This is a genomic window from Epibacterium sp. ABZ3_068, from assembly GCF_056159265.1.
In genome coordinates, this window is record NZ_JBSWUV010000001.1 from 2,782,729 (window position 1) to 2,807,590 (window position 24,862).

22 protein-coding genes and 3 tRNA genes are annotated in these 24,862 nt (G+C 56.1%); 16 read left to right on the forward strand and 9 right to left on the reverse strand.

What is annotated here, in order from left to right; genetic code table 11:
- The first annotated feature begins 4 nt into the window (after positions 1–4).
- The 7 genes from ACXAEW_RS13260 (at position 5) to ACXAEW_RS13290 (ending at position 3,690) form a co-directional block, all read left to right on the forward strand.
- Positions 5–955, forward strand: coding sequence for an ABC transporter permease (locus ACXAEW_RS13260; RefSeq protein WP_474941769.1), 951 nt, complete (start codon positions 5–7; stop codon positions 953–955).
- Positions 945–1,889, forward strand: a complete 945-nt coding sequence (locus tag ACXAEW_RS13265; protein ID WP_474941770.1) for an iron chelate uptake ABC transporter family permease subunit — start codon at positions 945–947, stop codon at positions 1,887–1,889. The genes ACXAEW_RS13260 and ACXAEW_RS13265 overlap by 11 nt, the downstream gene beginning before the upstream one ends.
- Entirely contained in the window at positions 1,886–2,638 is a 753-nt protein-coding gene (locus tag ACXAEW_RS13270) for an iron ABC transporter ATP-binding protein (RefSeq protein ID WP_474941771.1), read from the forward strand. The genes ACXAEW_RS13265 and ACXAEW_RS13270 overlap by 4 nt, the downstream gene beginning before the upstream one ends.
- A 182-nt stretch (positions 2,639–2,820) precedes the next feature.
- A tRNA-Asp gene (locus ACXAEW_RS13275) sits at positions 2,821–2,897 on the forward strand.
- A gap of 59 nt (positions 2,898–2,956) precedes the next feature.
- Positions 2,957–3,033: transfer RNA gene (locus ACXAEW_RS13280), tRNA-Asp, on the forward strand.
- A gap of 57 nt (positions 3,034–3,090) precedes the next feature.
- Positions 3,091–3,167 (forward strand) — tRNA-Asp (locus ACXAEW_RS13285).
- Positions 3,168–3,297: 130 nt separating this feature from the next.
- Positions 3,298–3,690 carry an acyl-CoA thioesterase gene (locus tag ACXAEW_RS13290; protein ID WP_474941772.1) on the forward strand — a complete coding sequence of 131 codons (393 nt, stop codon included), beginning with the start codon at positions 3,298–3,300 and terminating at the stop codon, positions 3,688–3,690.
- Positions 3,691–3,746: 56 nt separating this feature from the next.
- Here the strand turns inward: ACXAEW_RS13290 and ACXAEW_RS13295 are convergent, their stop codons facing one another.
- A complete protein-coding gene (locus ACXAEW_RS13295) occupies positions 3,747–5,138 on the reverse strand; it encodes a dipeptidase (RefSeq protein WP_474941773.1) in 1,392 nt (463 codons plus the stop codon).
- A gap of 328 nt (positions 5,139–5,466) precedes the next feature.
- Here ACXAEW_RS13295 and hemA point away from each other — a divergent pair, with 328 nt between their 5' ends.
- From hemA to ispG, 3 genes are all read left to right on the forward strand, one after another.
- Positions 5,467–6,690 (forward strand): 5-aminolevulinate synthase, encoded by a 1,224-nt coding sequence (gene hemA, locus ACXAEW_RS13300; protein ID WP_474941774.1) that lies wholly within the window; start codon positions 5,467–5,469, stop codon positions 6,688–6,690.
- A 128-nt stretch (positions 6,691–6,818) separates the two neighbouring features.
- Positions 6,819–8,027, forward strand: coding sequence for a helix-turn-helix domain-containing protein (locus ACXAEW_RS13305; protein ID WP_474941775.1), 1,209 nt, complete (start codon positions 6,819–6,821; stop codon positions 8,025–8,027).
- Between the two features lie 90 nt (positions 8,028–8,117).
- Positions 8,118–9,245, forward strand: a complete 1,128-nt coding sequence (gene ispG / locus ACXAEW_RS13310) for a flavodoxin-dependent (E)-4-hydroxy-3-methylbut-2-enyl-diphosphate synthase (protein ID WP_474941776.1) — start codon at positions 8,118–8,120, stop codon at positions 9,243–9,245.
- Between the two features lie 80 nt (positions 9,246–9,325).
- On the opposite strand, the gene ACXAEW_RS13315 is transcribed toward ispG, so the two are convergent.
- Complete coding sequence (locus ACXAEW_RS13315; RefSeq protein WP_474941777.1) at positions 9,326–10,099, reverse strand: DsbA family protein; 774 nt, start codon at positions 10,097–10,099, stop codon at positions 9,326–9,328.
- Positions 10,099–11,448, reverse strand: a complete 1,350-nt coding sequence (locus tag ACXAEW_RS13320; RefSeq protein ID WP_474941778.1) for a M48 family metalloprotease — start codon at positions 11,446–11,448, stop codon at positions 10,099–10,101. Before ACXAEW_RS13320 ends, ACXAEW_RS13315 begins: the two co-directional genes overlap by 1 nt.
- A gap of 22 nt (positions 11,449–11,470) precedes the next feature.
- Here ACXAEW_RS13320 and ACXAEW_RS13325 point away from each other — a divergent pair, with 22 nt between their 5' ends.
- The 3 genes from ACXAEW_RS13325 (at position 11,471) to ACXAEW_RS13335 (ending at position 16,563) form a co-directional block, all read left to right on the forward strand.
- The gene (locus ACXAEW_RS13325; protein ID WP_474941779.1) at positions 11,471–12,616 is read left to right on the forward strand and encodes a pyridoxal phosphate-dependent aminotransferase; all 1,146 of its coding nucleotides are present in this window, start codon (positions 11,471–11,473) and stop codon (positions 12,614–12,616) included.
- 51 nt (positions 12,617–12,667) lie between these two features.
- On the forward strand, positions 12,668–13,897 hold the full coding sequence (locus ACXAEW_RS13330) for an N-acetylmuramoyl-L-alanine amidase (RefSeq protein ID WP_474941780.1): 1,230 nt from the start codon (positions 12,668–12,670) through the stop codon (positions 13,895–13,897).
- Positions 13,898–14,058: 161 nt separating this feature from the next.
- On the forward strand, positions 14,059–16,563 hold the full coding sequence (locus tag ACXAEW_RS13335; RefSeq protein ID WP_474941781.1) for a penicillin-binding protein 1A: 2,505 nt from the start codon (positions 14,059–14,061) through the stop codon (positions 16,561–16,563).
- Here ACXAEW_RS13335 and ACXAEW_RS13340 read toward each other — a convergent pair.
- Together ACXAEW_RS13340 and ACXAEW_RS13345 are read right to left on the reverse strand one after the other, a co-directional pair.
- Entirely contained in the window at positions 16,479–16,955 is a 477-nt protein-coding gene (locus ACXAEW_RS13340) for a Hint domain-containing protein (protein WP_474943035.1), read from the reverse strand. The two genes, ACXAEW_RS13335 and ACXAEW_RS13340, sit on opposite strands and share 85 nt — an antisense overlap.
- A complete protein-coding gene (locus tag ACXAEW_RS13345; RefSeq protein ID WP_474941782.1) occupies positions 16,886–18,199 on the reverse strand; it encodes a Hint domain-containing protein in 1,314 nt (437 codons plus the stop codon). Before ACXAEW_RS13345 ends, ACXAEW_RS13340 begins: the two co-directional genes overlap by 70 nt.
- Before the next feature lie 193 nt (positions 18,200–18,392).
- On the opposite strand from ACXAEW_RS13345, the gene prfB reads away from it, so the two are divergent.
- Positions 18,393–19,517 carry a peptide chain release factor 2 gene (gene prfB, locus ACXAEW_RS13350; protein ID WP_474941783.1) on the forward strand — a complete coding sequence of 375 codons (1,125 nt, stop codon included), beginning with the start codon at positions 18,393–18,395 and terminating at the stop codon, positions 19,515–19,517.
- Positions 19,518–19,545: 28 nt separating this feature from the next.
- Here the strand turns inward: prfB and ACXAEW_RS13355 are convergent, their stop codons facing one another.
- Positions 19,546–20,346, reverse strand: a complete 801-nt coding sequence (locus tag ACXAEW_RS13355) for a helix-turn-helix domain-containing protein (protein WP_474941784.1) — start codon at positions 20,344–20,346, stop codon at positions 19,546–19,548.
- Positions 20,347–20,586: 240 nt separating this feature from the next.
- On the opposite strand from ACXAEW_RS13355, the gene ACXAEW_RS13360 reads away from it, so the two are divergent.
- Positions 20,587–20,988, forward strand: coding sequence for a hypothetical protein (locus ACXAEW_RS13360; protein ID WP_474941785.1), 402 nt, complete (start codon positions 20,587–20,589; stop codon positions 20,986–20,988).
- A gap of 31 nt (positions 20,989–21,019) precedes the next feature.
- Here the strand turns inward: ACXAEW_RS13360 and ilvN are convergent, their stop codons facing one another.
- The gene (ilvN, locus tag ACXAEW_RS13365) at positions 21,020–21,583 is read right to left on the reverse strand and encodes an acetolactate synthase small subunit (RefSeq protein WP_474941786.1); all 564 of its coding nucleotides are present in this window, start codon (positions 21,581–21,583) and stop codon (positions 21,020–21,022) included.
- Positions 21,584–21,645: 62 nt separating this feature from the next.
- On the reverse strand, positions 21,646–23,397 hold the full coding sequence (locus ACXAEW_RS13370) for an acetolactate synthase 3 large subunit (RefSeq protein WP_474941787.1): 1,752 nt from the start codon (positions 23,395–23,397) through the stop codon (positions 21,646–21,648).
- A 395-nt stretch (positions 23,398–23,792) separates the two neighbouring features.
- On the opposite strand from ACXAEW_RS13370, the gene ACXAEW_RS13375 reads away from it, so the two are divergent.
- Positions 23,793–24,173 carry a bleomycin resistance protein gene (locus ACXAEW_RS13375; RefSeq protein ID WP_474941788.1) on the forward strand — a complete coding sequence of 127 codons (381 nt, stop codon included), beginning with the start codon at positions 23,793–23,795 and terminating at the stop codon, positions 24,171–24,173.
- Between the two features lie 3 nt (positions 24,174–24,176).
- Here ACXAEW_RS13375 and ACXAEW_RS13380 read toward each other — a convergent pair whose 3' ends face one another.
- Complete coding sequence (locus ACXAEW_RS13380; RefSeq protein WP_474941789.1) at positions 24,177–24,821, reverse strand: response regulator; 645 nt, start codon at positions 24,819–24,821, stop codon at positions 24,177–24,179.
- Between the last annotated feature and the right edge of the window lie 41 nt (positions 24,822–24,862).

Genomic DNA, 24,862 nt, shown 5'->3' on the forward strand with positions numbered 1-24,862 from the left:
GGCGATGCGTCTGTTGATCCTGGCACTTCTTGCACTGGTGTCCCTGTGTGTGGCGTCTCTTCTTGCAGGTGTGTCCGGGATCAATGCCACTTCGCTGGCAAATGGTGAGGCCTGGATCCTGATCCGGGACAGCCGTTTGCCGCGAACACTGGCGGTGTTGCTGACCGGGGCCACTCTGGCCATTGCGGGTCAGATTATGCAGCTTATTTCGCGCAATCGTTTTGTGGAGCCGATGACGGCGGGCACGGGGCAGAGCGCGATTTTAGGTATTCTTTGTGTATCCCTTCTGATGCCAGGAGCAGGGCTGGGCATCAAGATGGCTTTGGCCTCGCTCGCGGCTCTTCTGGGCAGTCTGGGCTTTTTTGCAATCACGCGCCGTTTGCCGCCGGCCCAGCCGCTTTTGGTGCCTCTGGTCGGTCTGGTCTACGGAGGAGTCATTGGAGCGGGGGCAGCCTATGTCGCGTTTCAGGCGGATATGTTGCAATATCTCCAGATATGGACCACCGGAGAGTTTTCAGGAGCCATGCGTGGCCGGTACGAGCTTTTGTGGCTCGCAGGTCTTGGCGGGGTTTTCTGCTATCTTGTGGCGGATCAATTCTCGATCCTTGGCCTGGGGGAAGACGTCAGCCTGAACCTTGGTCTCAACTATAAACAAGTGGTGCTGAGCGGTCTGGTGGTGGTCTCGGTTGTAACGGGGCTGACCGTGGTGACAGTTGGCACGATCCCCTTTGTTGGGTTGGTGGTCCCTAATCTGGTCAGCCAGTTTGCGGGCGACAACCTGCGCCGCAGCCTTCCGGTTACAGCCCTGGCGGGAGCTGCCATCGTGCTGGCGGCTGATCTGGTTGGCCGTTTGGTGATCCATCCCTTTGAAATCCCAGCGGCAACAGTGATTGGCATCGTCGGAGCGGCAGGCTTCCTGTGGATGCTCTACGGTAAGGGTTCCAATGCTGCGTAAAAGGCTTTTGCTTCTGTGTGTTGCTCTGATCCTGAGCTGCGCCGCATATCTTTTGACTGGCGTAAAAGGCAGTTGGGAGTTTGCCCTGATGTTTCGCGGGCAAAAGCTGCTGGCTCTGTTGCTGGTTGGCGCAACTCAGGCCGTGGCCGCCATGATGTTCCAGACCATAACGGGAAATCGTATTCTGACACCCTCCATTATGGGGTTTGATGCGCTGTATCTGCTGCTCCTGAACACCATTATCTTTGTCATGGGGTCGCAATTGTATTTGCTGTTGGATTCACGCCTGGTGATGGGGGCAAATGCCCTGTTGCTAAGTGGCGCAGCTGTACTGTTGTTTGGGACGGTCTTGCGCAAGGGGCAGGGAGATTTGATGCGCATGGTGCTGACCGGGGTGATCCTGGCCGTGCTGTTTCGATCAATCACCAGCTTTATGCAACGTGTGATCGACCCCAATGAATTCTCTGTCATTCAGGCGAGCTCCTATGCGCGGTTTTCACGGGCAGATCTGGATGTCCTGGGGGTCGCGGCTGTTTTATGTATCGCGGCCATGGTTCTGGCCTGGCGGATGCGATTTCGCCTGGATGTCTTGGCGCTTGGCCCTGTTGCGGCTGTTTCCCTGGGAGAAGACCCGCTGCGGGGGCAGCGCGGCGCGCTTTTGATAATTTCCGTCCTCGTCGCGGTCTCGACGGCGCTTGTGGGACCGGTTGCGTTTTTTGGTCTTTTGGTGACCTCGTTAACCTATCTGGTTCTGCCAACACATCGCCACGCGGTGCTTTTACCCGGCGGGGTATTGGTGGCCGGGATCGTACTTGCCGGTGGGCAGACCGTGATGGAGCGGGTGATGCATTTATCCACGCCGCTCAGTGTTGTGGTGGAGTTCTTGGGGGGGCTGGTTTTCCTTGGGCTTCTTTTGAAAGGGTTGAAACGATGATTGATATTCAGGGCGTGTCACACCGTATCGGCGGTGCGCGGATTTTGAAGAATATCACGCTTCAACTGGAGCGAGGTGGCGTGATTGCTCTGGCAGGGCCGAATGGTGCGGGTAAATCCACGCTTTTGTCTTTGATGGCGCGTTTGCAACCGTTGCAGCAGGGCAGGATCACGGTGGATGATCTCCTGCTGGGTGACTGTGATGACAGGGCGCTGGCGCGCAAACTTGCGATCCTGCCACAGCAGGTCAATGCCTCAAGCCGTCTGAGCGTGCGTGATCTTATCGGCTTTGGCCGATACCCCCATCATCGCGGCCGTGCTGCCGCGCAGGACCACGCCTGGGTGGAAACCGCGCTTGATCTCTTTGACCTGCGGGATTTTGCGGACCGCCAGCTTGAGACCTTATCGGGTGGGCAGCGCCAGCGGGCCTTTGTGGCGATGAGCTATGTGCAGGATACGGATTTTCTGCTGCTGGATGAGCCGTTGAATAACCTGGACCTTTCAGCCTCGCGGGGGTTGATGCATCGCCTGCGCAGCTTGGCGGACGAGCAGGGGCGAACAGTTGTGATTGTTCTTCACGACATTAATTTCGCAACGGCCTATGCGGACCGTATTGTTGTGATGAAGGCAGGGGAAGTGGTCGCTGATGGTTCGCCGGGACGGGTTGTGACGTCTCAGATGTTGCAAGAAGTCTTTGAAACAACCGCCGAAGTGCATGACGTCGCGGGCCGCCCCGTGGTTCTTGTTTGAAGCAAGGCTGTCTGAAAGGCAGCTGTGGAGCGGGCTTTTTCCTGATGCTTCAAGATGTTGTTTCGGGTTTGACAAAAAAAGACATCCCAAAACAACGAAAATGCAAATTCACCGCTTGACGCCCCATGGGCCTGAGAATATTACACCCCAACGTTCAGCGGCGACGCTGGATATAGCAGCAAGCGGTTGTAGCTCAGTTGGTTAGAGTACCGGCCTGTCACGCCGGGGGTCGCGGGTTCGAGCCCCGTCAACCGCGCCACTGCTCCCAGTCCTGAAGGGTATCAGGACCGCCCCGGAGGGGACATGAAAGTTTGATGCGCGGTTGTAGCTCAGTTGGTTAGAGTACCGGCCTGTCACGCCGGGGGTCGCGGGTTCGAGCCCCGTCAACCGCGCCACTTTCACCATACCTGAAGGATATCAGGTCCGCCCCGGAGGGGATGAAAATACGATGCGCGGTTGTAGCTCAGCTGGTTAGAGTACCGGCCTGTCACGCCGGGGGTCGCGGGTTCGAGCCCCGTCAACCGCGCCACTTTTCTTTGCAACGGTCCCGAAAGGCGGCCGTTTTTGTTTTTCAAATTCCCCTTAAGTCGTTGGTCGTGCATAGTGATCCTGAAAAGAAACATGCAGGCAGTCTGCATCTAATACACAGGAAGCGCGATATGGCCGATCTGGTCCAGCCCCCCGAAACCCAACCCACCATTCGCGTGATCGCGATGCCGACCGACACCAACCCGGCCGGGGACATCTTTGGCGGTTGGCTGATGAGCCAGATGGACCTTGCCGCGGGCACAATTGCCGCGCGTGTCTCCAAGGGGCGCGCATCCACGGTTTTTGTCGACGGGATTCAGTTCCACCAGCCCGTGACTGTGGGCGATGAGGTGTCATTATATGCTGAGCTGGAAAAGATTGGGCGCACCTCTATGCGGATCAAAGTGCGGGTCTGGAGCCGTGCGCGGCATCAGGAAGACAGCAAACCAGTGACCGAAGGTGTTTTTACCTTTGTGGCCTTGGATGATGATGCGCGTCCACGCCCGGTAGAGCGCGCGGATTAAAGCAAAAAGCCCCCACCACAGGGCGGGGGCTTTCTGCTGCATCTTTTGCGAGGCAATTAGGACGACAGCGCGTCCAGAATGCGTGCCCAGCTGCGGATGCCTTTGTGGAAGCTTTTGACGTCGTATTTCTCGTTTGGAGAATGAATGGCATCATCTTCGTTGGCAAAACCCACCAGCATCGAATCAAGTCCCAGGACGGTTTTGAAATAACCAACTACGGGAATGGAACCGCCCATCCCGGCAAAGACGGCCTCGCGTTCCCATTCATCGGACAAGGCACCACGTGCCTTTTCGAATTCGGGCCGTTCCAGGTTCATGACGGATGCGGGGGAACCCTCCATGTCGTTGTCCCAGACCACTTTGGCATCCACGCTCAGCCGGTCCTCTACATGTTTGCGGATCTTCCCACGCAACGCGTTTGGGTCCATGTCACCAACCAGACGGCAGGTGATTTTGCAGTGGGCTTTTGAGGGGATCACGGTTTTGGACCCGGCACCATTGTAGCCACCCCAAAGGCCGTTGACTTCCAATGTCGGGCGCGCCCATTGCTGTTCCAGCGTAGAATAGCCCTGTTCACCATGCGCCTGCGTATAGCCGACACCGCCAAGGTAATCCGCTTCGTCAAAGCCGCAATTCTGCCATTGGCGCAGCTGATCCTCGGGCACCTCATGGACGCCTTCATAAAACCCGTCGACGGCAACTTTGCCGGTCTCATCGTCATAGAAGGAGGCGATGATTTTCGACATCTCGCGCAGAGGGTTAAGGCCCGGACCACCGTAATGGCCTGAGTGCAGATCAATCCGCGGGCCGACGATGGTAAACTCATCCTTCAACATGCCGCGCAGCTGTGAGGAGATGGATGGAACGCCGCGCGCCACCATAGAGGTGTCACAGACCAGCGCCAGATCGGCCTGCAGCTCGGTGGCGTGTTCTTTCAGGAAGGGCACCAGCGAAGGTGATCCTGATTCTTCCTCGCCTTCAAAGAAGAATGTAATGCGGCAGGGCAGGGTGCCATGAACGGATTGCCAGGCACGGCAGGCCTCCACAAAGGTCATCAGCTGGCCCTTATCGTCCGATGCGCCACGTGCGCGGATCACTTTGCCGTGGGGTGTGTCCTGAAGTTCCGGCTCAAACGGTGGTGTCTCCCAAAGCTCCAGCGGGTCGACGGGCTGCACGTCATAGTGACCGTAGAACAGCACATGTGGCGTACCATCGGGAAGGTCTGTCCCGATCTGACCCGTGACCATCGGATGCCCTGGGGTGGGTCGTTTTTCTGCGGGAATGCCAATGCTTTGTAAATCAGCCACCAGCCAGTCTGCGGCACGCTCCACATCGGCTTTATAGGCCGGGTCGGTAGAGATTGAGGGAATGCGCAGAAAGGTCATTAACCGCTCCATCGCTGCATCCAGATCCGTGTCGATCTTCTCAAGTACCGGGGTCAATGACATGAGTTTCTCCTGAAGGAAGTTCCGATTTGAACAGATAGCTATCAGCGGCGGCGTGCGGGTTCCAGCAATGCCGGGCAACGTTCTCATGATTCGGTCATTTTTTGTACATCAGCGGGTTACGACTAAATTGTCGGTTTTGTGACGTTTGACCGCAGTGCAAAATAGCCCATGTTTGTTGCTGTATTGTCAGAAAAAGCCTATTTGACATGCATCAAGGCAGCGGAGCTTACGCGTTGTAAACCACAGGCAGACTGTTTACAGACTGCGCTTTCCCATCAGAAGGGGAAACGGTTGCACGGACAGCCCGCAACTATGGATGGAGACTATCGTGGATTATACCGCGCAACTCGACGCTGCGATCAACCGCCTTCATGAAGAAGGCCGTTACCGGACCTTTATTGATATCGAACGCCGTAAGGGTCAGTTTCCGCACGCGATGCGCACCCGTCCGGATGGGTCTCAACAAGAGATCACTGTTTGGTGCGGCAATGATTATCTTGGCATGGGTCAGCATCCTGTTGTTCTGAATGCGATGCATGAAGCGATTGATGCAACCGGTGCAGGATCGGGCGGAACACGCAACATCTCCGGCACCACGGTCTATCATAATGCGCTGGAAGCCGAGCTTGCGGATCTGCACGGCAAAGAGGCCGCGCTGCTCTTTACGTCGGCCTATATCGCCAATGATGCAACGCTGTCGACACTGCCAAAACTGTTCCCGGGTCTCATCATCTACTCTGATGAGCTCAATCACGCGTCAATGATTGAAGGCGTGCGCCGCAATGGTGGAGCCAAACGCATCTTCCGTCACAATGACGTTGATCACCTGCGGCAGCTGCTGGCCGCGGATGATCCCCAAACACCCAAGCTGATTGCCTTTGAATCCGTATACTCGATGGATGGTGACTTTGGCCCGATCAAAGAGATCTGCGATCTGGCCGATGAGTTTGGAGCGCTGACCTATATTGATGAAGTGCATGCCGTGGGCATGTATGGCCCGCGTGGCGGTGGCGTGGCTGAGCGCGATAACCTGGCCCATCGGATTGACATTATTAATGGTACTTTGGGCAAGGCCTATGGTGTCATGGGGGGCTATATTGCGGCCTCTGCCAAAATGTGTGACGCAATCCGGTCTTATGCGCCGGGGTTCATCTTTACCACTTCGCTGGCCCCGGCAGTTGCTGCTGGCGCGGCAGCCTCCATCGCCTATCTGAAAGAGAATCAGGCGCTGCGCGATCAGCACCAGGATATGGCAAAAGTTCTGAAGCTGCGCCTCAAGGGGCTTGGCCTTCCGATCATTGATCACGGCTCGCACATCGTGCCAGTGATCGTAGGTAACCCGGTCCATACCAAAAAACTGAGCGACATGCTGTTGGATGATTTCGGGATCTACGTTCAGCCGATCAATTTCCCAACTGTTCCGCGTGGCACCGAACGTCTGCGCTTCACCCCGTCACCAGTTCATGGGGTGGGTGAGATTAACCGTTTGGTTAGTGCGATGGACGAACTTTGGTCTCATTGTGCGCTAAATCGCGCCGAACTTGCCGGATAGCATACTGTTCTGTGTAAAAAACTTTTGAGTGTGTTATTCTAACCTCAACGAATGGGTGCGACTGAGTCGGAATATTGACTTTGTCCAAACCCACGTCGATTGCGGCAGGATAAGATGGGACAGCAAGGATGATTGGGCGCCTCACGCAGCGCAGGTCCAAGGCGGGGGCAAGTACGTCTTCTCCCAAGAGCTTTGACGATTTTGAGTTAAAGCTTGGAGATGTTATGCGTGGTGAGCGGGCAACCATGGGTAAATCGCTGTTGGATGTGCAACGCGAATTGCGGATCAAAGCCTCTTACATTGCAGCTATCGAAAACACAGATCCTTCCGTTTTTGACACACCTGGGTTTATTGCAGGATATGTGCGTTCTTATGCGCGCTATCTCAACATGGATCCTGAGGCGGCCTTTAGCCAGTTTTGTGAAGAAAGCGGATTTGAAGTTGCACACGGGATGTCGGCAGATGCCTCCGGGCGCAAGCCTAGATCCGCAGCAACCGCTTCTGTGGGTGGGTTGGGAAGTGATGCGTTTGTCTCTCCCAATACGCCGTTTGCCCCTTCAGTCGGGGGGGTGCTGAGCCAGATTGATCCGCGTGCGATCGGATCTTTGGTTGTACTTTTGGGGCTGATCGGCGGTATCGGCTATGGGGCGCTGGCCGTTTTAAAGGAAGTCCAGCAGGTGCAATTCGCACCGGTTGAGCAAGTGCCGACGGTTCAGTCTGAACTCGACCCGCTGCAGGGCGTTCTGCATGCGGAAGCCGAAACGGCAGAGGATCCGGCGGCTCAGGCATTGGATCGCCTCTATCGTCCGCCAGCACTGGATGTCCCGGTTCTGGTATCCCGCGATGCGCCGATTTCCACATTGAATCCGAACCAGTTCGGCAATTTTGTGACGCCAGATCGTCCAAGCATTTCCTTGGCTGAAGCCTCTGTTTCAGCGGATGAACCATCCGAGGCTGCGCCTGCCTCTCCGCAGGTGGTTGCAGACCTTGCACCGCGCCTGACTATGGTAGCGGTCCGCCCATCCTGGGTGCAGGTGACTTCTGCTGATGGCAGCGTGATTTTTGAATCCATAATGGAAGCTGAACAAACGTTTAGCGTGCCGTTGACGGAAAACCCGCCGCGTTTGCGAACCGGTGAGAGCAGCGCGATCTATTTTGCGACGAATGACGGGCAGTTCGGCCCCGTCGGGGAGCGTGGTCAGGTTAGCAAAAACATCGAACTTTCGGTGTCGGCTGTGTCTGAACGATTTGCAAAGGTCGATGACATTCAAAGCGATCAACACCGAGTCTTAGCCAAAGTGGTGGCCGAGCTGCAAACCGCGCCTGCTTCCGAGTAATCGTCGCGCCTCCCAATTTTTCGCGGGATCATTGCAGGACGGAGCTTTCATGCGTATCTAAGCCGCAGTGAATGCAAGTGGGAAACGACCATGTCGATCAACCATATCCGTCCTTGGCGCAATATTGAACGCCGCAAAAGCCGTCAGATCATGGTGGGTAATGTTCCCGTTGGGGGGGATGCACCGATTGCGGTCCAGACCATGACAAATACGCTGACCACCGATGTGGCGGGCACGGTTGCACAGGTTCAGGCGGCTGCAGAAGCCGGAGCCGATATTGTCCGTGTGTCGGTGCCGGATGAAGCCTCGTCCAAGGCACTGAAAGACATTGTCGCTGAAAGCCCTGTTCCGATCGTGGCGGACATTCACTTCCACTACAAACGCGGTATTGAGGCGGCAGAGACAGGCGCGGCCTGTCTGCGCATCAATCCCGGCAATATCGGTGACAGCGCTCGGGTGGCCGAAGTTGTAAGAGCTGCCAAGGATCACAACTGCTCGATCCGGATTGGCGTAAACGCGGGGTCGCTGGAAAGACACCTTCTGGAAAAATATGGCGAGCCCTGCCCGGATGCGATGGTTGAATCCGGTCTTGAACATATTCGTATCCTGCAGGAACACGATTTTCATGAGTTCAAGATCAGCGTAAAAGCCTCAGATGTTTTTATGTCGGCAGCGGCCTATCAAATGCTCGCCGATGCAACCGATGCGCCCATTCACCTTGGGATTACAGAAGCCGGCGGGCTGATGTCCGGCACGATCAAATCAGCGATTGGTTTGGGGCAGCTGTTGTGGATGGGAATCGGAGACACGCTGCGGGTCAGCCTCTCTGCGGATCCAGTCGAAGAGGTCAAAGTTGGATATGAGATCCTGAAATCCCTGGGCCTGCGTCACCGGGGGGTAAACATAATCTCCTGCCCATCCTGTGCGCGTCAAGGGTTTGACGTGATCAAGACTGTCGAAACTCTTGAAGAGCGTCTGGCTCATATCAAAACGCCCATGAGCCTGTCGATCATTGGCTGCGTCGTGAACGGCCCCGGCGAAGCTTTGATGACGGATGTTGGTTTCACCGGTGGCGGGGCCGGATCCGGCATGGTCTACCTGGCTGGGAAGGCGAGCCACAAGATGTCCAACGAACAGATGGTCGATCACATCGTTGAAGAGGTCGAAAAGAAGGCTGCCGCATTGGATGCTGAGGCCGCGGCACAGGCGGCGGAATAATCCCGGCGCATTGAGTTTTTTGCCAAATCAAAAGGCACCCGCCGCTGGGTGCCTTTTTTATTTCTCCTACGGGCTGCGGATCAACCGTTTTGCGCGCGCTGCTCTTCGATCATTGCTTTCATCTGGTCCAACGGCAGATAGCCCCGGACCATCTCTCCGCCAAAGATAAAGGTGGGCGTGCCACCGATCGACATATTATTGGCCAGTTGGCGGGTTTGGCGAAGTTCGCTGGTGACTTCTTCGGTGTTCATACCTGCCAAGATCGCCTCTGTGTTGTAGCCAAAACTGTCCGACAAACGCGCCAGATTCACTTCGTTTGGCTCACCCGGCATATCAATCAGCGCGTCATGAATGGCCTTGTAGGCCTCAGCGCCTTCAACATGTTTGGTGGACACAGCAAAGCGAGATGCCACAACCGAGGATTCGCCAAGGATCGGAAGTTCCTTGATAATCAAACGGATATTGCCATCTTCGGCCAATAGCTGCTCCACCTCGGGCTTGGCACGACGGCAGAAACCACAGCGATAGTCCATGAATTCCACCACGGTGATGTCGCCTTCGGGATTGCCGCCAACCCAAGAATAGCCGTCATCCACAAGCGCGGCCAGATTGTGCTGGACAAGCGCCTTGTCACGTTCGGCTTCGGCCACCGCATTGCGCTGTTCAAGGATGTCGATCGCTTCCAGAATGACCTGCGGATTCTCCAGCAGATAGGCGCGGATCTGTTCGCCGAATTCCGCCCGCTCATCCTCGGTCATCGCACCAAGATCAAAGGCAGAAACGGGTTGAGACAACGCCAGAGCCGTTGCAGCAGCGCCTCCCAAACGTTTGAGCGTTCGAGCCATAGAGATCATTATTTCTTCCTTTTTTCATAACGTTCGGCAGCAATCAGCACGTCTTGTGCACGTCTCCAGGCTGCGGAACCCGTGGGGAGGAGGCCAGAGGCCCGTTTCGCGTGTACAAGCGCGTCACCCAACCGTCCGCGCAACGCATAACGTTCTGCGGTAACCAGGGAGGCCATACCATTTTGCCCTGTCTTTGCATAGGCTTGTGCCATGTCTCTCAACAAGGCGTTGTTGCGGAAATCTATGGTGCGCGCTTTTTCGAGGGTTTTGAGGGCGGCGCGTGGTTGCCCGGCCGCCAATTGTGCTCGGCCCAGACTGGCGAGGATCAGCGGATCATTCGGGTTTAACTGTGCAGCGCGGTTATAGGTGGACAGAGCCTGCGACCACCGGCGGTTCTCCATCAGGAACTGCCCGCGCAACTCATGGTAAAACCCGTCCTGCGGCCGCAGACGTAATGCGCCGTCGATGGATGCCAGTGCCTTGTCCAGCTTGTTGTTACGGTGATAGGCGACCGCTTCCCGCATCAGTTTGACGTCTTTGTATGGATCACTTGAGGCCCGGCGCATCGTCCATTTCGGAGCCCGCAGAAACGCCGAGAGCTTGCCCTGAACCCGCGACAGCCAATAGGCCGCCTGAGGATCCGGTTTGCCCTGATCTCCGTAAGAGGCGACAAAAGCCTTGGCGGCGCGGATACGGTCCCGTGTCAAAGGGTGGGATCGTGCGTAAGGATCCTGATTGGCGGAACTCAGTACCTCCTGACCGGCGAAAAGTTGCTGAACATCCAGCATGCCCTGAATCGGAATTCCCGCCTGATGCATAACAGAAGCGGCTGTGCGGTCTGCGGCGCTCTCTTCGGCGCGGGTATGCGACAGGAAGCTGCGTTCCGCAGAGCTGCGCGTTCCAAGGGCGATACCTGCCGCGGCGTCGCCTGCACCGGCGGCAGCGGCAAGCAGAGCCAGCGCCGTTCCAAGCCCTGCCGCAGACCGGGCCGAGCGCAGATTTTCCAGGCGGCGTGCAAGGTGTCCATTGGTGATATGTGCGGCCTCATGGGCGATGACCGCTTGCAACATTTCGGGTGTGTCCACCTTCAGGATCAGCCCGTAATGTATGAAAATCGTTCGCTGATCTATGACAAAGGCGTTAAGGGTGGATTGGTTGACAACCAAGATGCGGACCCGATTTGGGTTCAGCCCGGACGCCCGCAAGACCGGTGCTGCCAGTTGCCGGAGCCCGTGTTCAATATCTGCGTCCCGCAGCAAGCCAATCGATTGCGCATGCGCGGCAGTTGCCAGCCACATGACGAACCCAAAAACCAACGCTGGGATTGACGCCAGCCGGTATACACGATCAAAGGTCATGACCGCACCTTGGGAGATCGGAATGCGAAACTCAACCCGCTCTAATGTGGATCCCTTCATTGTGATGGATGTGATGGAAGCTGCGCGTCAGGCAGAGGAAGCCGGGCGCCACATCATCCATATGGAAGTGGGCCAACCCTCCACCGGCGCCCCCGAAGGCGCACGGCGCGCTTTGGCTGCGGCCCTGGAGCAGGACACATTGGGATACACGGTTGCACTGGGGATCCCTGAACTTCGCAAACGTATCGCAACCCTTTATGGTGATTGGTATAATGTTGATCTGAACCCGGATCGAGTTGTGGTGACTCCAGGATCATCCGGGGCGTTCACCTTGGCGTTTACATCGCTGTTTGACAGCGGTGACCGCGTCGGGATCGGTGCACCGGGGTATCCGTCCTATCGGCAAATTCTGAACGCGCTGGGGTTCACGCCCATAGATATTCAGACCAGTCCGGAAAAACGTTTGCAGCCGGTGCCTGCGGATTTTGCCGATCTTGATCTGGCAGGTCTTATGGTTGCGTCACCGGCTAACCCGACGGGTACCATGTTGGGGCGGTCAGCAATGCAGGCTCTGATCGAGGCCACCCATGCACAGAACGCGGCCTTTATCTCGGATGAGATTTACCACGGTCTGGAGTATGAGGCCAAGGCCGTCACCGCGCTGGAGTTGACCGACGAATGCTATGTCATCAACTCATTCTCCAAGTTCTTTTCAATGACCGGATGGCGTGTGGGCTGGATGGTTGTGCCCGAGGATCACGTGCGTGTGGTCGAGCGGATCGCGCAGAACATGTTCATCTGTGCCCCGCATGCAAGCCAGGTGGCGGCGTTGGCTGCACTGGATTGCGAGGATGAGATGCGTGAAAACCTCTCAGAGTACGCCAGAAACCGGGAGCTTATGCTGAAGGGTTTGCCCGAAGCCGGTTTCACCAAGATCGCGCCACCGGATGGAGCGTTTTATGTCTATGCAGATGTATCGGACCTGACCAACGACAGCCGCGCCTTTGCCAAGGACATTTTGGAACAGGCCGGCGTTGCGGTCACTCCCGGCCTTGATTTCGACCCGGTACGCGGGGCAACCACCTTGCGGTTCTCTTATGCACGTGCGACCGCCGATATCGCGGAAGGTCTCGAGCGTTTGAAAACTTTTATGGCGTCCCGTGGTTGAGCAGCGCATGATCCGCTGTAACGACAAGAAGCAGACAGAGATGAAGTGCTGATGAAATACCTTTGGGCTGCGATATGCGTTTGGGGGCTGAGCGTTGGTGCCGCGCTGGCGCAGGGGTTTAGCGGGTTTGCCCGTGTGGATGCGACCGGCACCTTTGCAAAAGAGACGCGTGATTCTGTGCAGATCGAATTGTCGCTCACACAGGGCGTGCCCTATCGGGTTTTCACACTGGATGCGCCACGCAGGCTTGTTATGGATTTCCAGGAAGTAGATTGGACCGGGTTCCCGGCCGATGGGTTTCGGGCCACAGACCTAATCAAAGAGGTGCAATACGGCACCTATGTTCCTGGTTGGTCGCGGATGGTGATGGAACTTGCCGAACCTGTGGTTGTGTCAGAGGCCGCGTTGAGCGTGGATCCCGTCACAGCCGCCGCGCGCTTGTCCATCAAACTCGAGTCCGTGGCGGCAGAGACCTTTGCCGCAAACGCCGGCGCGCCACAGGATCCGCGATGGGATCTTCCCGCTCCCGAAGACATTCCACAGCCGATTGGCAGCAATCCGGACGCGCCGCTGTTGATTGTAATCGACCCGGGACATGGTGGTATTGATCCCGGTGCCGAAGCTGAGGTGGATGGGCGAACGGTGTTTGAAAAAGACCTGGTCTTGCAATTCGCTCTGGAGCTGGGCGACATACTGTTGCGATCTGGACAGTTCGACGTGCGTCTGACCCGCAATGACGACTATTTTGTCTCGCTGGAACGACGTATTGCGCTGGCCCATGCGGCGGATGCCGATCTCTTTATCTCCCTTCATGCAGATTCGCTTTCAGCTGGCTACGCGCATGGTACGACAATTTATACTTTGTCTGATGAAGCCTCGGACGTGGCCTCGGCCAAATTGGCAGAGCGGCAAGAGCGCAATCAACTGCTGTCCGGCACAGATCTGACCAATACCGATGATGTGGTTGTCGACGTGCTGCTCGATCTGGCGCGGGTGGAGACGCACCCCAGATCCTTGAACCTGGCCCAATCGGTGGCGGATGAGCTTCAAAAGCAGGGCGGGCCGATGAACCGACGTCCACTGCGGTCGGCCGGGTTTTCGGTTCTCAAATCCGCAGACATTCCGTCAATCCTGATTGAGATCGGGTTCCTGTCGAGCAAGCGAGACCTCGATAATATCCTCAATCCGGACTGGCGGCAAAAAGTGGCGCAGGGAATTTTGAACGGGCTCTTGGTTTGGCAGGAAGACGATGCGGCCCGTAAATCGCTGGTACGTCAGTAGGTATTGACGTATTTCAGCCGGGAATTGCCGAGCGGATCACAGCAGGTTGAATGTGTGATATAGTGATTTAGCAGATATGCTGCGATACGCGTGTGTTTCCCTTTTTGACCCCGACGGCGCTGCCGCATATATAGGCGCAATGCTGCGAGAGAGGCTTTGACGTGCTCAGGTTCTTTTTGTCCTTCTGGGGCGCTATTTTTACCACGATAACTATGGGAATCGCGGCTGTTGCCGTGACCGTGGGTGGGATCTTTTGGTTTTACGGCCGCGACTTGCCGAGCCATGAGGCGCTGGCCAGATACCAGCCGCCAACCATCAGCCGAATCTATTCCGGCGAAGGAACGCTGATCGACGAGTTTGCCAAAGAACGGCGTCTGTTTACCGCAGCAGAAGATATCCCGGCGCTGGTGAAGCAGGCCTTTATCTCGGCCGAGGACAAGAATTTTTATCACCACAAAGGCTATGACATGCGCGGCATCGCCGCCGCCGGGATCGAGGCCATCCGTTCGCGCGGCAGCAATGTGCGCGGGGCGTCGACGATCACCCAGCAGGTGATGAAGAACTTTCTTCTGTCCGGTGAACGTAAGGCTGAGCGCAAAATCAAAGAGATCATCCTGGCCGCGCGTCTGGAACAGACGTTGGAAAAGGATGACATTCTCGAACTGTATATGAACGAGATCTTCCTTGGTCAGAACTCTTTTGGTGTGACCGCGGCGGCGCAGACCTATTTCAACAAAACGCTGGCAGAGCTTGCCCCGCATGAAGCGGCGACGCTGGCCTCGATGCCCAAGGCTCCGTCTGATTTCCACCCGGTCAGACAAAAAGACCGCCTTCTGGAGCGCCGCAACTTTGTTTTGGAAGAGATGTATGAGAACGGATACATTTCCAAAGCCGTGTATGACGTTGAAAAAATGCAGCCGCTGCGATCCGTACAGAACGGTGATTTCGAGAGCTTCCGCACAGCTCTGCCTCCGCGGGATTATTTCACCGATGAAATCCGCCGTCAGCTGAGCGAGGATTTTGGCGAGGGTGAGTTTTTCACCGGTGGCTTTACTGTGCGTGCAACCATCGACCAGGAAATGCAGGATGAGGCCGCCTTGGCTCTGCGGACCGGTTTGCAGAAATTTGACCGTCAACGCGGGATCTGGCGTGGAACCGGCGTGACCCTTCCGGAAGACGTGTTGAATGACGAAACAGCATGGCGCGAAGCGCTTTCCGGCGCCAAGGTTCCGCGTGACATCACCCTTGGTGGCAGCTGGTATCCGGCGGTTGTTTTGAACGTTGCCGAGCAATCCCTTGAGGTTGGTGTGGAGGGGCATTCCAAAATCGGCTCTGTCCCACGGTCCGACATCAAATGGATGAAGGGCAATTTCTTTGACAACTTCTCCCGTGGTGATGTGGTTCTTGTGCGGGGCGTCGGCGGTGAACTGGGTAATCCTGAAACCTGGTCGGTGCGTCAGGTTCCGGAAGTGCAGGGCGGCTTTGTTGCAATGGATGTAAATTCCGGCCGTGTTCTGGCGATGCAGGGCGGATTTTCCTATCAGCACTCGGTTTTCAACCGAGCCACACAGGCGCAACGTCAGCCGGGCTCCAGTTTCAAGCCATTTGTCTATGCAGCCGCGTTGGACAGCGGTTACAGCCCTGCGACCATCGTTGTAGATGCCCCGATTGAGATCAATACCCCCCAGGGTCTGTGGCGTCCCAAGAACTCGTCAAACAAGTTCTATGGTCCGACACCATTGCGCACCGGGATTGAACAATCGCGGAACCTGATGACCATTCGTCTGGCGCAGGAAGTCGGTATGGAAGTTGTCGCGGGCTATGCGGAACGGTTTGGCGTCTATGACAGAATGGGCGCGTTCCTTGCCAACTCTCTGGGGGCTGAAGAAACCACGCTTTACAAGATGGTTGCAGCCTATGCGATGTTTGCAAACGGTGGTGAACGTGTCGAGCCGACCTTGGTTGACCGTATTCAGGACCGCTCGGGTGCGACGATCTACCGGCATGATGATCGGGACTGTGTCGATTGCGCGGCCTCGCAGCTGCCAGCAGGGGCCTTGCCCCGCATCGAAACTCGTCGGGAACAGGTGATGGACCCGATTACAGCGTATCAGCTGACGTCGATGATGAAAGGGGTTGTGGATCGCGGTACGGCAAGCTCTGTTATCAACCTGCCAGTGCCGACAGCAGGCAAGACCGGGACCACCAACGATTCCCGTGATGCCTGGTTTGTGGGCTTTACCTCCAACATCGTGGCAGGGTGCTACATCGGGTATGACCAGCCACGTCCCATGGGACGTGGGGCCTATGGAGGCACCCTTTGCGGTCCTGTGTTCCAGCAGTTCATGACAAAAGCGACCGAGAAATACGGCGGCGGCGCCTTCCGTGTGCCGGAAGGTGGCCATTTCATCAAGATCGACCGTTTTACTGGCGCGCGGCTTCCCGACGATGCATCAGGCAACTACGTGGTGGCGGAATACTTCCGCGATGGTGATCAACCGATCTTTGGACTGACGTTCGATGGTGGGTTTGCCATGGGATCAAACTTGCCGCTGTTTGAAGAAGTGCAGCAGCAGGGACGTCAGGTCACTACGTCTACTGGTGGCACTGCAGTGTTGGGACCCAAAGCGACTTTTGGCACTGTCAGTTCCGGCGGTTTGTACTGACGTAACATCCGCCATTCTACAGCGTTGAGGCATGGGCGTGCGGTTTGGTGGCAATCCAACAACGCCCGGCCTGAATTGGTAACCGTTGCGACGAGGTCGGTTTTCATCGACTTGGGCAATCTGGACAGTGCTTGCGGTCCGGGAAAGAAGCTTTCAACCTCGAGGCCATTCGCAAAAACCACCTCGTGTTGAGGCAGCAGGATATGGAAGTATCTGACCTCCAAGCAGGGCTCCCGATATACATCAGCGTCTTCCTGCAGCGCGAAAGCGGGAACCAGAACCTCGGGGGCGTCAAACATCAGCCCGGCTGTCCGGTCGCGGATCAGGATACGGTGTGGCGGGGAAAGATAGAGGTCTTTTGGGCCGCCTTTATGGGGCTTTTCCAGACGGATGGGGACAGTTGGCCTGCGGCAGAAACCTTACTCTCACCTTTCCACAACAGAGGTTGGCGCACCTTGTCCTGGGTTCTGATCAGGTCTCCCTGTCGTAGATTTTCAACCGGTCGGGGGCCGTTGGAGGTGTCAATTAGTGTGCCCGCCACAAGGCCGCTTGCCGCCTGATGCGATGAAATACGGGCGGTGGTCCCGTCCCGTAGTTTCTGAGTGGCGCACATGTGCTCGCCCTGATCAACTTCGGACGTTTTCCGTAAACCGGATGGTCGCTGAGTGCAGCCGTTCAACGTTTTGCGATCTTTTTCCTGTTCTTCTCCACCGGCTCCAGAAATGCCTGCTGCGCTGCTTTCCCCAGTGCCAACGAATTGAAAATAATCGTCGCCCTCACCACCCAGAAGAAAGTTTGTGGATCCTATTCCCCCCGTATCGCGGTCAAATTCGCTGTCGGTGGTCTTTGCTGCCTGTCCGACTACCGGTGGCTCGACAAACATACTGTCCTTGACAACGCCACCTTCGATCGCAGCTGAACGCGGGGCTGGCGTATCCACTGGGATGATGAAGGTAATCTGCGTATCTGTATTGCTTAGGCGGTTGCGCCGGTCCGCTTGAAGGGTTGCGCCCAGCACCAGCTGGTCAAACGGCGCAACAGAAGTGATGAAGACGCTGCCGGTGCCAAAGTCAGTCTCCGCTGAAAACTCCCCCTCAGCAACGAGGATGCTGCCTTTATAGGCTTTCCAGTGACCAACTTCGCCGTGGCTGGTGGTGCGCAGGTGCTGAAACTCAAATGTTGCGGTGGTTGTCGTCTGGTCGAAGTCGATAAAGAGTTGTTCATAGGCTCCCATCGCGGTGTCATGGTCGATCTGCATTTTGATCTCATTGCCCGACAGGGCGCTTGCACGGTCTGAACCCGTGTCGGGGCAGGGGCTGTCTTGAGCAACAGCGATGCGGTTGTTTCCTTCTTCGCGCAGCCTTTCGCTATCGTCTATGCTCTGGACATTTCCTGTGGCGGTCATTCTTGCACAACTGGCCGGGTCATTGGCTTGTGTTTTGGGCGCTCTGTCATCTGATAGGTTGTCAATTGCGCCGTCGTTTGGATTGAAATACCAGTTCCCTTGCACGTCGTTCCATGACCAACCGCCGCTGCCGAGATAGGGCGGGTTTGTCAAAGGGGTATACACGCCGCCAATTGCATTGCGGCTTTCTAACGATTTGTCACCAAGGGTGACCGAATACCCCTGTGCCATTGTGCTGCCCTACAGTCTACAAAGAATGGGTATAGTTCATTGCAGAAGAGTAGATCGGGCACCCTTTAAAAATCGTTGAAAAGGGAAAACGGGACCTGTTTCGTAAACAGACTGAGACAAGGCGCAGGTGCTTGCCCGCATTGTCACTCTGGTTTATCACGCCAGTCTGAACACTGTGACAGGAATTCCGACCATGCGCGCCGAAACCCAGAATACCGTGACCGAGATCGAAAAGTCGCTGGAGCTGTTGAGCCAGCGTCTGAACTGGGAGACGGCAGAGTACCGCCTGGAAGAATTCAATGCCCGTGTTGAGGATCCGAACCTGTGGGACAATCCCGAAGCGGCGCAGAAGCTCATGCGGGAACGGCAGCTTCTGGTTGATGCAATTGATACGTATAAAACTATCAAGCAAGACCTCGCGGACAATATCGAGCTGATCGAATTGGGCGAAATGGAAGAAGACGATGAGGTTATTGCCGATGCGGAGGCCGCTCTGAAGGCGCTTCGGGAAACCGCTGCTGAGAAAGAGCTGGAAGCGCTTCTGGACGGTGAGGCAGACGGGAATGACACGTTCCTGGAGATCAATGCGGGTGCTGGTGGCACCGAAAGCTGTGACTGGGCGTCGATGCTGGCACGTATGTACGTGCGTTGGGCTGAGAAGAAAGGCTACACGGTTGAGCTGCAGTCAGAAACACCGGGCGAAGAAGCCGGGATCAAATCCGTTGCGTATAAGATTACTGGCCACAATGCCTATGGCTGGCTGAAGTCCGAAAGCGGCGTACACCGTCTGGTGCGTATTTCTCCTTATGACTCGGCGGCCAAACGACATACGTCCTTTAGTTCGGTCTGGGTTTACCCGGTTGTGGATGACAACATCGAGATCGACGTCAACCCGAGCGATATTCGCGTGGACACCTATCGGTCATCCGGGGCGGGAGGTCAGCACGTGAACACAACAGATTCGGCTGTGCGGATTACACACATCCCGACCGGGATCGTCGTGACCTCATCAGAGAAGTCGCAGCACCAGAACCGTGATATCGCGATGAAGGCGCTGAAATCGCGCCTGTACCAACAGGAACTTGACCGCCGCAACGCAGAGATCAATGCAGCACATGAGGCCAAAGGTGACGCAGGCTGGGGTAACCAGATCCGATCCTATGTCTTGCAGCCCTATCAAATGGTCAAAGATCTGCGCACGTCGCATGAAACCTCTGACACCAAAGGGGTTCTGGACGGTGATCTGGATGGGTTCATGGGCGCGACGCTGGCACTGAAGGTCTCCGGCAAAAGCCGGGCCGATGCGCAGTCTGAATAACTGTCATCCAAGCGCGCCGAACAGCGGGTTAGCGGAACGATTCCGTAGTGCGCAAAAGATGTTGGTGGAACGGTGGCAATTCCAGTGCGGACTTAAAGCCGGCCACACGAGCCACAGATAGCGCGCGCGCCAAATTCGCGCCTAGATATTCATAAACCATACGGGTCACGCGCTCTGCGCGTTCTGTTTCACGCGTTGTGCGTGCGACATATCCCGACCAGAAGTTGCTCTCCATCGAGGAGGCCCGCGCCAGGTAATTGAAAGAAAAGGTGAGCGAGCCTCTGCGTGCGATCAGCAATGACACTCCGTCTTCATGCGGGAGAGCATATCCACGGAACTCTCTAAAATCTTTGCTCAGAGGCAGGCCCTGGAACCGCATTGCATCCTTTGCTTCAAAGCCTTTGACAAAGGTCACGTTGTCTTCGTTTCTGAAAACATAGATCAATCCCAGCACATATTGATCGGTATTCACAAAACTGCGACGTGAAAAGCTATAGAACCCGGATGGAAATACATCTGTAGGAACACGTTGCGCGCTTTGGCCAAAAAAATCCGACAGAAATGGGCCGTTCAGGATCTTTCCATGTTGAACCAGCGTGTCCACAGGCTCCAACAGAATGCGCGCGTCGACGTCAAAAAACGTACAAATTCTGTCCAGAACATCGGGACGCGGAAAGCTCTCTCCAGACAAGTAGCGGTTGAACTGAGTCCGATTTATGCCAAGCTTGCGCGACAGGTCCGAAATCGACGTGTGTCGTTGGGACAGCTTTCGAAGGTTCTCTCCAAACACATTGCGCAATTCAACCGGAGAGCGTTCAGATTCTGGCATGCTCGTGTCCTTTTTCTTACGCTGTATACTACCTTGAAGTGAGCGGGATTGCGACAGCTTCTCCTTTGACAGATCGAATGTGACGCCATTCGGCATCACTTTGAATTTGAAGAGCGTCAGCGCACTGTGTTGTTGACACAAAATGCCAGAGGCAAATCCAGAATTGGAAGTACAGTTATCACCTTTCTTATTGGAATATATGCTTTATTGAACACACAAGTTGGTATGGCGAGGTATGGTATGATCGGTGTCGTTTTGTGGTGTGATAGTGCCAAAAACAGGGCCGTGATCTGGTGCGAAGATCATGGAGATCTCGCATTCTACAAAACCGATAGCGACAATGCACCCGTCTTGCGGGACGGCGATTGTGTCGCCTTTGAGGTCGATGTGAATGGTGAACTGCGTCACGCCAGAGATCTAACACTTCTGGAAGAGGACTCACATCCGGCTCTGGCGGCCTGTCTGGCAGAATTAGGGCGTGAGGACAGGGAAATCTCAGGGCGCAGTGCGGGTGAGCCCACGCAACGCCCCAATAGTGTTCCTGTTATGGGCGAGCTTATCCCGTTTCCGGCACGAGCCAGAACAGGAAAAAGAAACGCGGCCCGCCGGGGATCGGCCTGCCGCGTCGTTCACGTATCCTAGGTTCAAGACTTACAGGGTTGTGGTGAACCCTTTACGCCTCACCTCTCAGCAGAGCTGCAACCCCCGTGCGGGCGACTTCGGTCAATCCAAGGGGACGCATCAGATCTGCAAAAGCATCGATCTTCTCAGGTGAGCCGGTAATCTCGAATATAAAGCTGCTGAGCGTGCTGTCGACGACGTTGGCCCGGAAAATATCTGCAAGGCGCAGCGCTTCCACACGTTTTTCTCCGTCACCTTCGACCTTGAAAATCGCAAGTTCGCGTTCGACGGATGGTCCCTCAACGGTGAGGTCGTTGACCTGGTGTACGGGAACAATCCGCCCCAGCTGGGCTTTGATCTGTTCAATAACCTGAGGCGTGCCGGTCGTCACAATGGTGATACGGCTCAGGCGGCCTGTGTGGTCAACCTCAGCCACAGTCAGGCTTTCGATATTATAGCCACGGCCCGAAAACAGGCCGATTACACGGGCCAGAACGCCGGGTTCGTTCTCCACCAGCAATGCCAGCGTATGGCGCTCCTGAACATCCGAAAACGTCGGGCGCAGGTTATAGGCGGAATGCTTGGTGGAGCCTTTTTTGATATGTAGAGCAGACATTTATGTCCCTTTCCTCAATCCGGGGCAGGGCGCGCACGCCCTGCGATACCTGTTCTAAGCGATTAAACCAGCACGGCGCCGCCGGATTGGATGACGCCTTGGGTCTCGGCCTCGCCCAGCAGCATTTCATTATGCGCCTTGCCCGACGGGATCATCGGGAAGCAGTTTTCGTGCTTCTCAACCAGGCAGTCAAAGATCACCGGACCATCATATTCGATCATCTCCATTATCGCATCATCCAAATCCTTGGGGTCAGAGACACAGATCCCTTTGGCCCCAAAGGCTTCGGCGAGCTTTACAAAATCCGGCAGCGCTTCAGACCAGGAGTGGCTGTAGCGTTCACCATGCAAGAGCTCCTGCCACTGGCGCACCATGCCGAGGCGTTCATTGTTCAGAATGAACTGCTTCACCGGCAGGCGGTATTGCGCGGCGGTGCCCATTTCCTGCATGTTCATCAGCCAGGATGCTTCGCCCGCAACGTTGATCACCAGCGCATCCGGATGAGCGATCTGCACCCCAATGGTGGCGGGGAAGCCATAGCCCATGGTGCCAAGGCCACCAGAGGTCATCCAGCGGTTGGGCTCTTCAAAGCCCAGGAACTGTGCCGCCCACATCTGGTGCTGGCCTACTTCGGTGGCCACATACCGGTCCATGCCTTTGGTCAGGGCTTCAAGACGCTCCAGCGCGTATTGTGGTTTAATTGTCTTCTCGGACGGAGTGTAGGACAGGCAGTTGACGGCGCGCCACTCTCCAATCTGCTGTTGCCATTTGGACAGCGCTTCGCTGTTTACTTTGCGGCCACGGGATTTCCAAACCGTCAGGATATCTTCCAGGACGTGTCCGACATCACCAACGATCGGAATGTCAACGCGCACAACCTTGTTGATAGAGGACGGATCGATATCCACATGTGCCTTGATCGAGTTCGGGCTGAACGCATCCAGACGGCCGGTGATCCGGTCATCAAAGCGCGCGCCGATGTTGATCATCAGGTCGCAGCCATGCATGGCCATATTGGCTTCATACAGGCCGTGCATGCCCAACATACCCAACCAGTTTTTGCCAGAGGCAGGATAGGCTCCCAACCCCATCAGGGTTGACGTAATCGGAATCCCCGTCGAATCCACCAGTTCCCGCAAAAGCTGGCAGGCCGCCGGACCCGAGTTGATCACCCCACCGCCGGTATAAAAGACCGGGCGTTCGGCTTTTTCGATTGCAGCCACCAGTTCAGTAATCTCATCAAGATCGCCTTTGAGCTTGGGCTGGTAATGGGATGTCGACGGCTTAGGTGGCTGATAGGTGCCTGTTGCAAATTGAACATCTTTGGGAATGTCGATCAGAACGGGACCGGGACGGCCAGAGATCGCGACATGAAACGCTTCATGCAGCGTCGCGGCCAAGGCGTCGGTTTCTTTGACCAGCCAGTTGTGCTTGGTACAGGGGCGGGTAATGCCCACAGTGTCAGCTTCCTGGAAGGCGTCCGAGCCAATCATGAAGGTCGGAACCTGGCCGGTCAGAACAACCAGCGGGATAGAGTCCAGCAGGGCATCGGTCAGACCTGTTACCGCATTGGTGGCACCGGGACCGGAGGTTACCAGAACAACACCGGGTTTGCCGGTCGAGCGCGCGTAGCCTTCGGCAGCGTGCACAGCACCCTGTTCGTGGCGCACCAGAATGTGGCGGATGTCGTTTTGTTGGAAGATCTCGTCATAAATCGGTAGAACGGCGCCGCCCGGATATCCGAATACAGTGTCGACACCCTGATCCTTCAGGGCTTGGACTACCATCTTTGCGCCGGTCATTTCACGTGTCATCTGCTTTGCTCCAATTGGCGACATCGTTTTTACGCGTTGCGTACTTTAGCAATAAAAAAGCCCCCGATTTTTGATCGGAGGCGCATGGGATCGAGTATGGTCAACCGTTACCGGCCCATGCGCGTGGTTCCTACGACTACGACTAGGGAAATCATAAGGGTGGCTCCTCGTTGCGTTGCAGCGGACATTAGGACGGCTGTCAGGGGGCGTCAACCGGCAAAGCGGTCGAAAAACACCCCTCGTGGGACATTTTATTTCATTTTCCTAGGCTCAGCGGACACTTTCGGCAATATCGGGCAGTGTTTTTGACCTTTTTTCCTGATGCTTTTGTGGATTTGCGATCACAAACAGCATGATTTCCGCTATTTCTGATACCAAAGCACAGGAGAGAGACCATGTCTGCCACACTCATCCAGGTGACCCCATTTGTATTATGCGCCGATCTGGAGCGTCAGATTGGCTTTTACCGGGACATTCTGGGCTTCACGCTGGGGTTTCATGCCGAGAATTACGCCTTCTTGCGGCGTGATGGGGCAGCGGTGCGGTTGCTGGAATGCCCGCCCCGCCCGGATGGGGCACCGTTGGGGCACGAGCATTCGTTTTACATTGACGTTGAGGATCTGGACGGGCTGTTTCAGCAGTTGAAGCCCCACTTGGACCAGTTGCCACCAGAGCGGGTCCGCGCGCCGTTTGACCAGCCTTATGGCCAGCGAGAGTTCCATGTGCTGGACGAGGATGGCGCGCTGGTGTTCTTTGGCGCGGCGATTGCCGGGTAGTGTTTAATACCCGGCGCTGCCCTGCAACACCCCATGCTCCATTGCATAGCGTGTCAGACCTGCGGTGGAGGAAATGCCAAGTTTGCGTTTGATGTTCTTGCGGTGGGTTTCAACCGTGCGCACGGAAATATCCAGATCGCGCGCGACTTCCTTATTCGATTTTCCTTGCGCCAGTTGCAGCAAAATCGTCTGTTCGCGCCCGGTCAGAGCTTCGCGGTCTCCGTCGTCTTTGGGCTTCAGGCTGCCTTCGGCGCCGGTGCACAGATAGGTCTTGCCATCCATGACCGCATCAATTGCCATCTTGATTTCGTCAGTCGGAACATCTTTCAGAACATATCCAACGGCCCCGTGACTGAGCGCGGATGAGATATATTCCGGGCTGTCATGCATGCTGAGGATGAGGATGCGCGTCTGAGGGGCCTCCTCGCGAATGATCTCGGTTGCGCTCAGGCCGCCAAGGCCGGGCATGTTGAGATCCATCAGGACGACATCAGGCTTGAGGAGCGGAACCTGGGAAACAGCTTCCTGCCCATTTGTGAGACAGCCGACAACCTCGATGTCATCATAACTTTCAAGGATCGATTGAATACCCTCTGCCACCATCGGATGGTCATCTACAATAAGCACGCGTGTCGGGGTGTCTGGCACGTGTTTTTCTCCCTCGGCCTTGTTTCTGTTCCAAACAACAA

What these genes read in the sequence shown, in the direction of transcription:
- ACXAEW_RS13270 (WP_474941771.1), top strand. Translation starts at nt 1,886, where the DNA reads ATGATTGATATTCAGGGCGTGTCACACCGTATCGGCGGTGCGCGGATT.
- ACXAEW_RS13375 (WP_474941788.1), top strand. Translation starts at nt 23,793, where the DNA reads ATGTCTGCCACACTCATCCAGGTGACCCCATTTGTATTATGCGCCGAT.
- ACXAEW_RS13325 (WP_474941779.1), top strand. Translation starts at nt 11,471, where the DNA reads ATGCGAAACTCAACCCGCTCTAATGTGGATCCCTTCATTGTGATGGAT.
- ACXAEW_RS13360 (WP_474941785.1), top strand. Translation starts at nt 20,587, where the DNA reads ATGATCGGTGTCGTTTTGTGGTGTGATAGTGCCAAAAACAGGGCCGTG.
- ACXAEW_RS13315 (WP_474941777.1), bottom strand. Translation starts at nt 10,099, where the DNA reads ATGATCTCTATGGCTCGAACGCTCAAACGTTTGGGAGGCGCTGCTGCA.
- ACXAEW_RS13260 (WP_474941769.1), top strand. Translation starts at nt 5, where the DNA reads ATGCGTCTGTTGATCCTGGCACTTCTTGCACTGGTGTCCCTGTGTGTG.
- ACXAEW_RS13295 (WP_474941773.1), bottom strand. Translation starts at nt 5,138, where the DNA reads ATGTCATTGACCCCGGTACTTGAGAAGATCGACACGGATCTGGATGCA.
- ACXAEW_RS13320 (WP_474941778.1), bottom strand. Translation starts at nt 11,448, where the DNA reads ATGACCTTTGATCGTGTATACCGGCTGGCGTCAATCCCAGCGTTGGTT.
- ACXAEW_RS13345 (WP_474941782.1), bottom strand. Translation starts at nt 18,199, where the DNA reads ATGGCACAGGGGTATTCGGTCACCCTTGGTGACAAATCGTTAGAAAGC.
- ACXAEW_RS13290 (WP_474941772.1), top strand. Translation starts at nt 3,298, where the DNA reads ATGGCCGATCTGGTCCAGCCCCCCGAAACCCAACCCACCATTCGCGTG.
- ACXAEW_RS13330 (WP_474941780.1), top strand. Translation starts at nt 12,668, where the DNA reads ATGAAATACCTTTGGGCTGCGATATGCGTTTGGGGGCTGAGCGTTGGT.
- ACXAEW_RS13370 (WP_474941787.1), bottom strand. Translation starts at nt 23,397, where the DNA reads ATGACACGTGAAATGACCGGCGCAAAGATGGTAGTCCAAGCCCTGAAG.
- ispG (WP_474941776.1), top strand. Translation starts at nt 8,118, where the DNA reads ATGTCGATCAACCATATCCGTCCTTGGCGCAATATTGAACGCCGCAAA.
- ACXAEW_RS13305 (WP_474941775.1), top strand. Translation starts at nt 6,819, where the DNA reads ATGATTGGGCGCCTCACGCAGCGCAGGTCCAAGGCGGGGGCAAGTACG.
- ilvN (WP_474941786.1), bottom strand. Translation starts at nt 21,583, where the DNA reads ATGTCTGCTCTACATATCAAAAAAGGCTCCACCAAGCATTCCGCCTAT.
- ACXAEW_RS13265 (WP_474941770.1), top strand. Translation starts at nt 945, where the DNA reads ATGCTGCGTAAAAGGCTTTTGCTTCTGTGTGTTGCTCTGATCCTGAGC.
- ACXAEW_RS13355 (WP_474941784.1), bottom strand. Translation starts at nt 20,346, where the DNA reads ATGCCAGAATCTGAACGCTCTCCGGTTGAATTGCGCAATGTGTTTGGA.
- prfB (WP_474941783.1), top strand. Translation starts at nt 18,393, where the DNA reads ATGCGCGCCGAAACCCAGAATACCGTGACCGAGATCGAAAAGTCGCTG.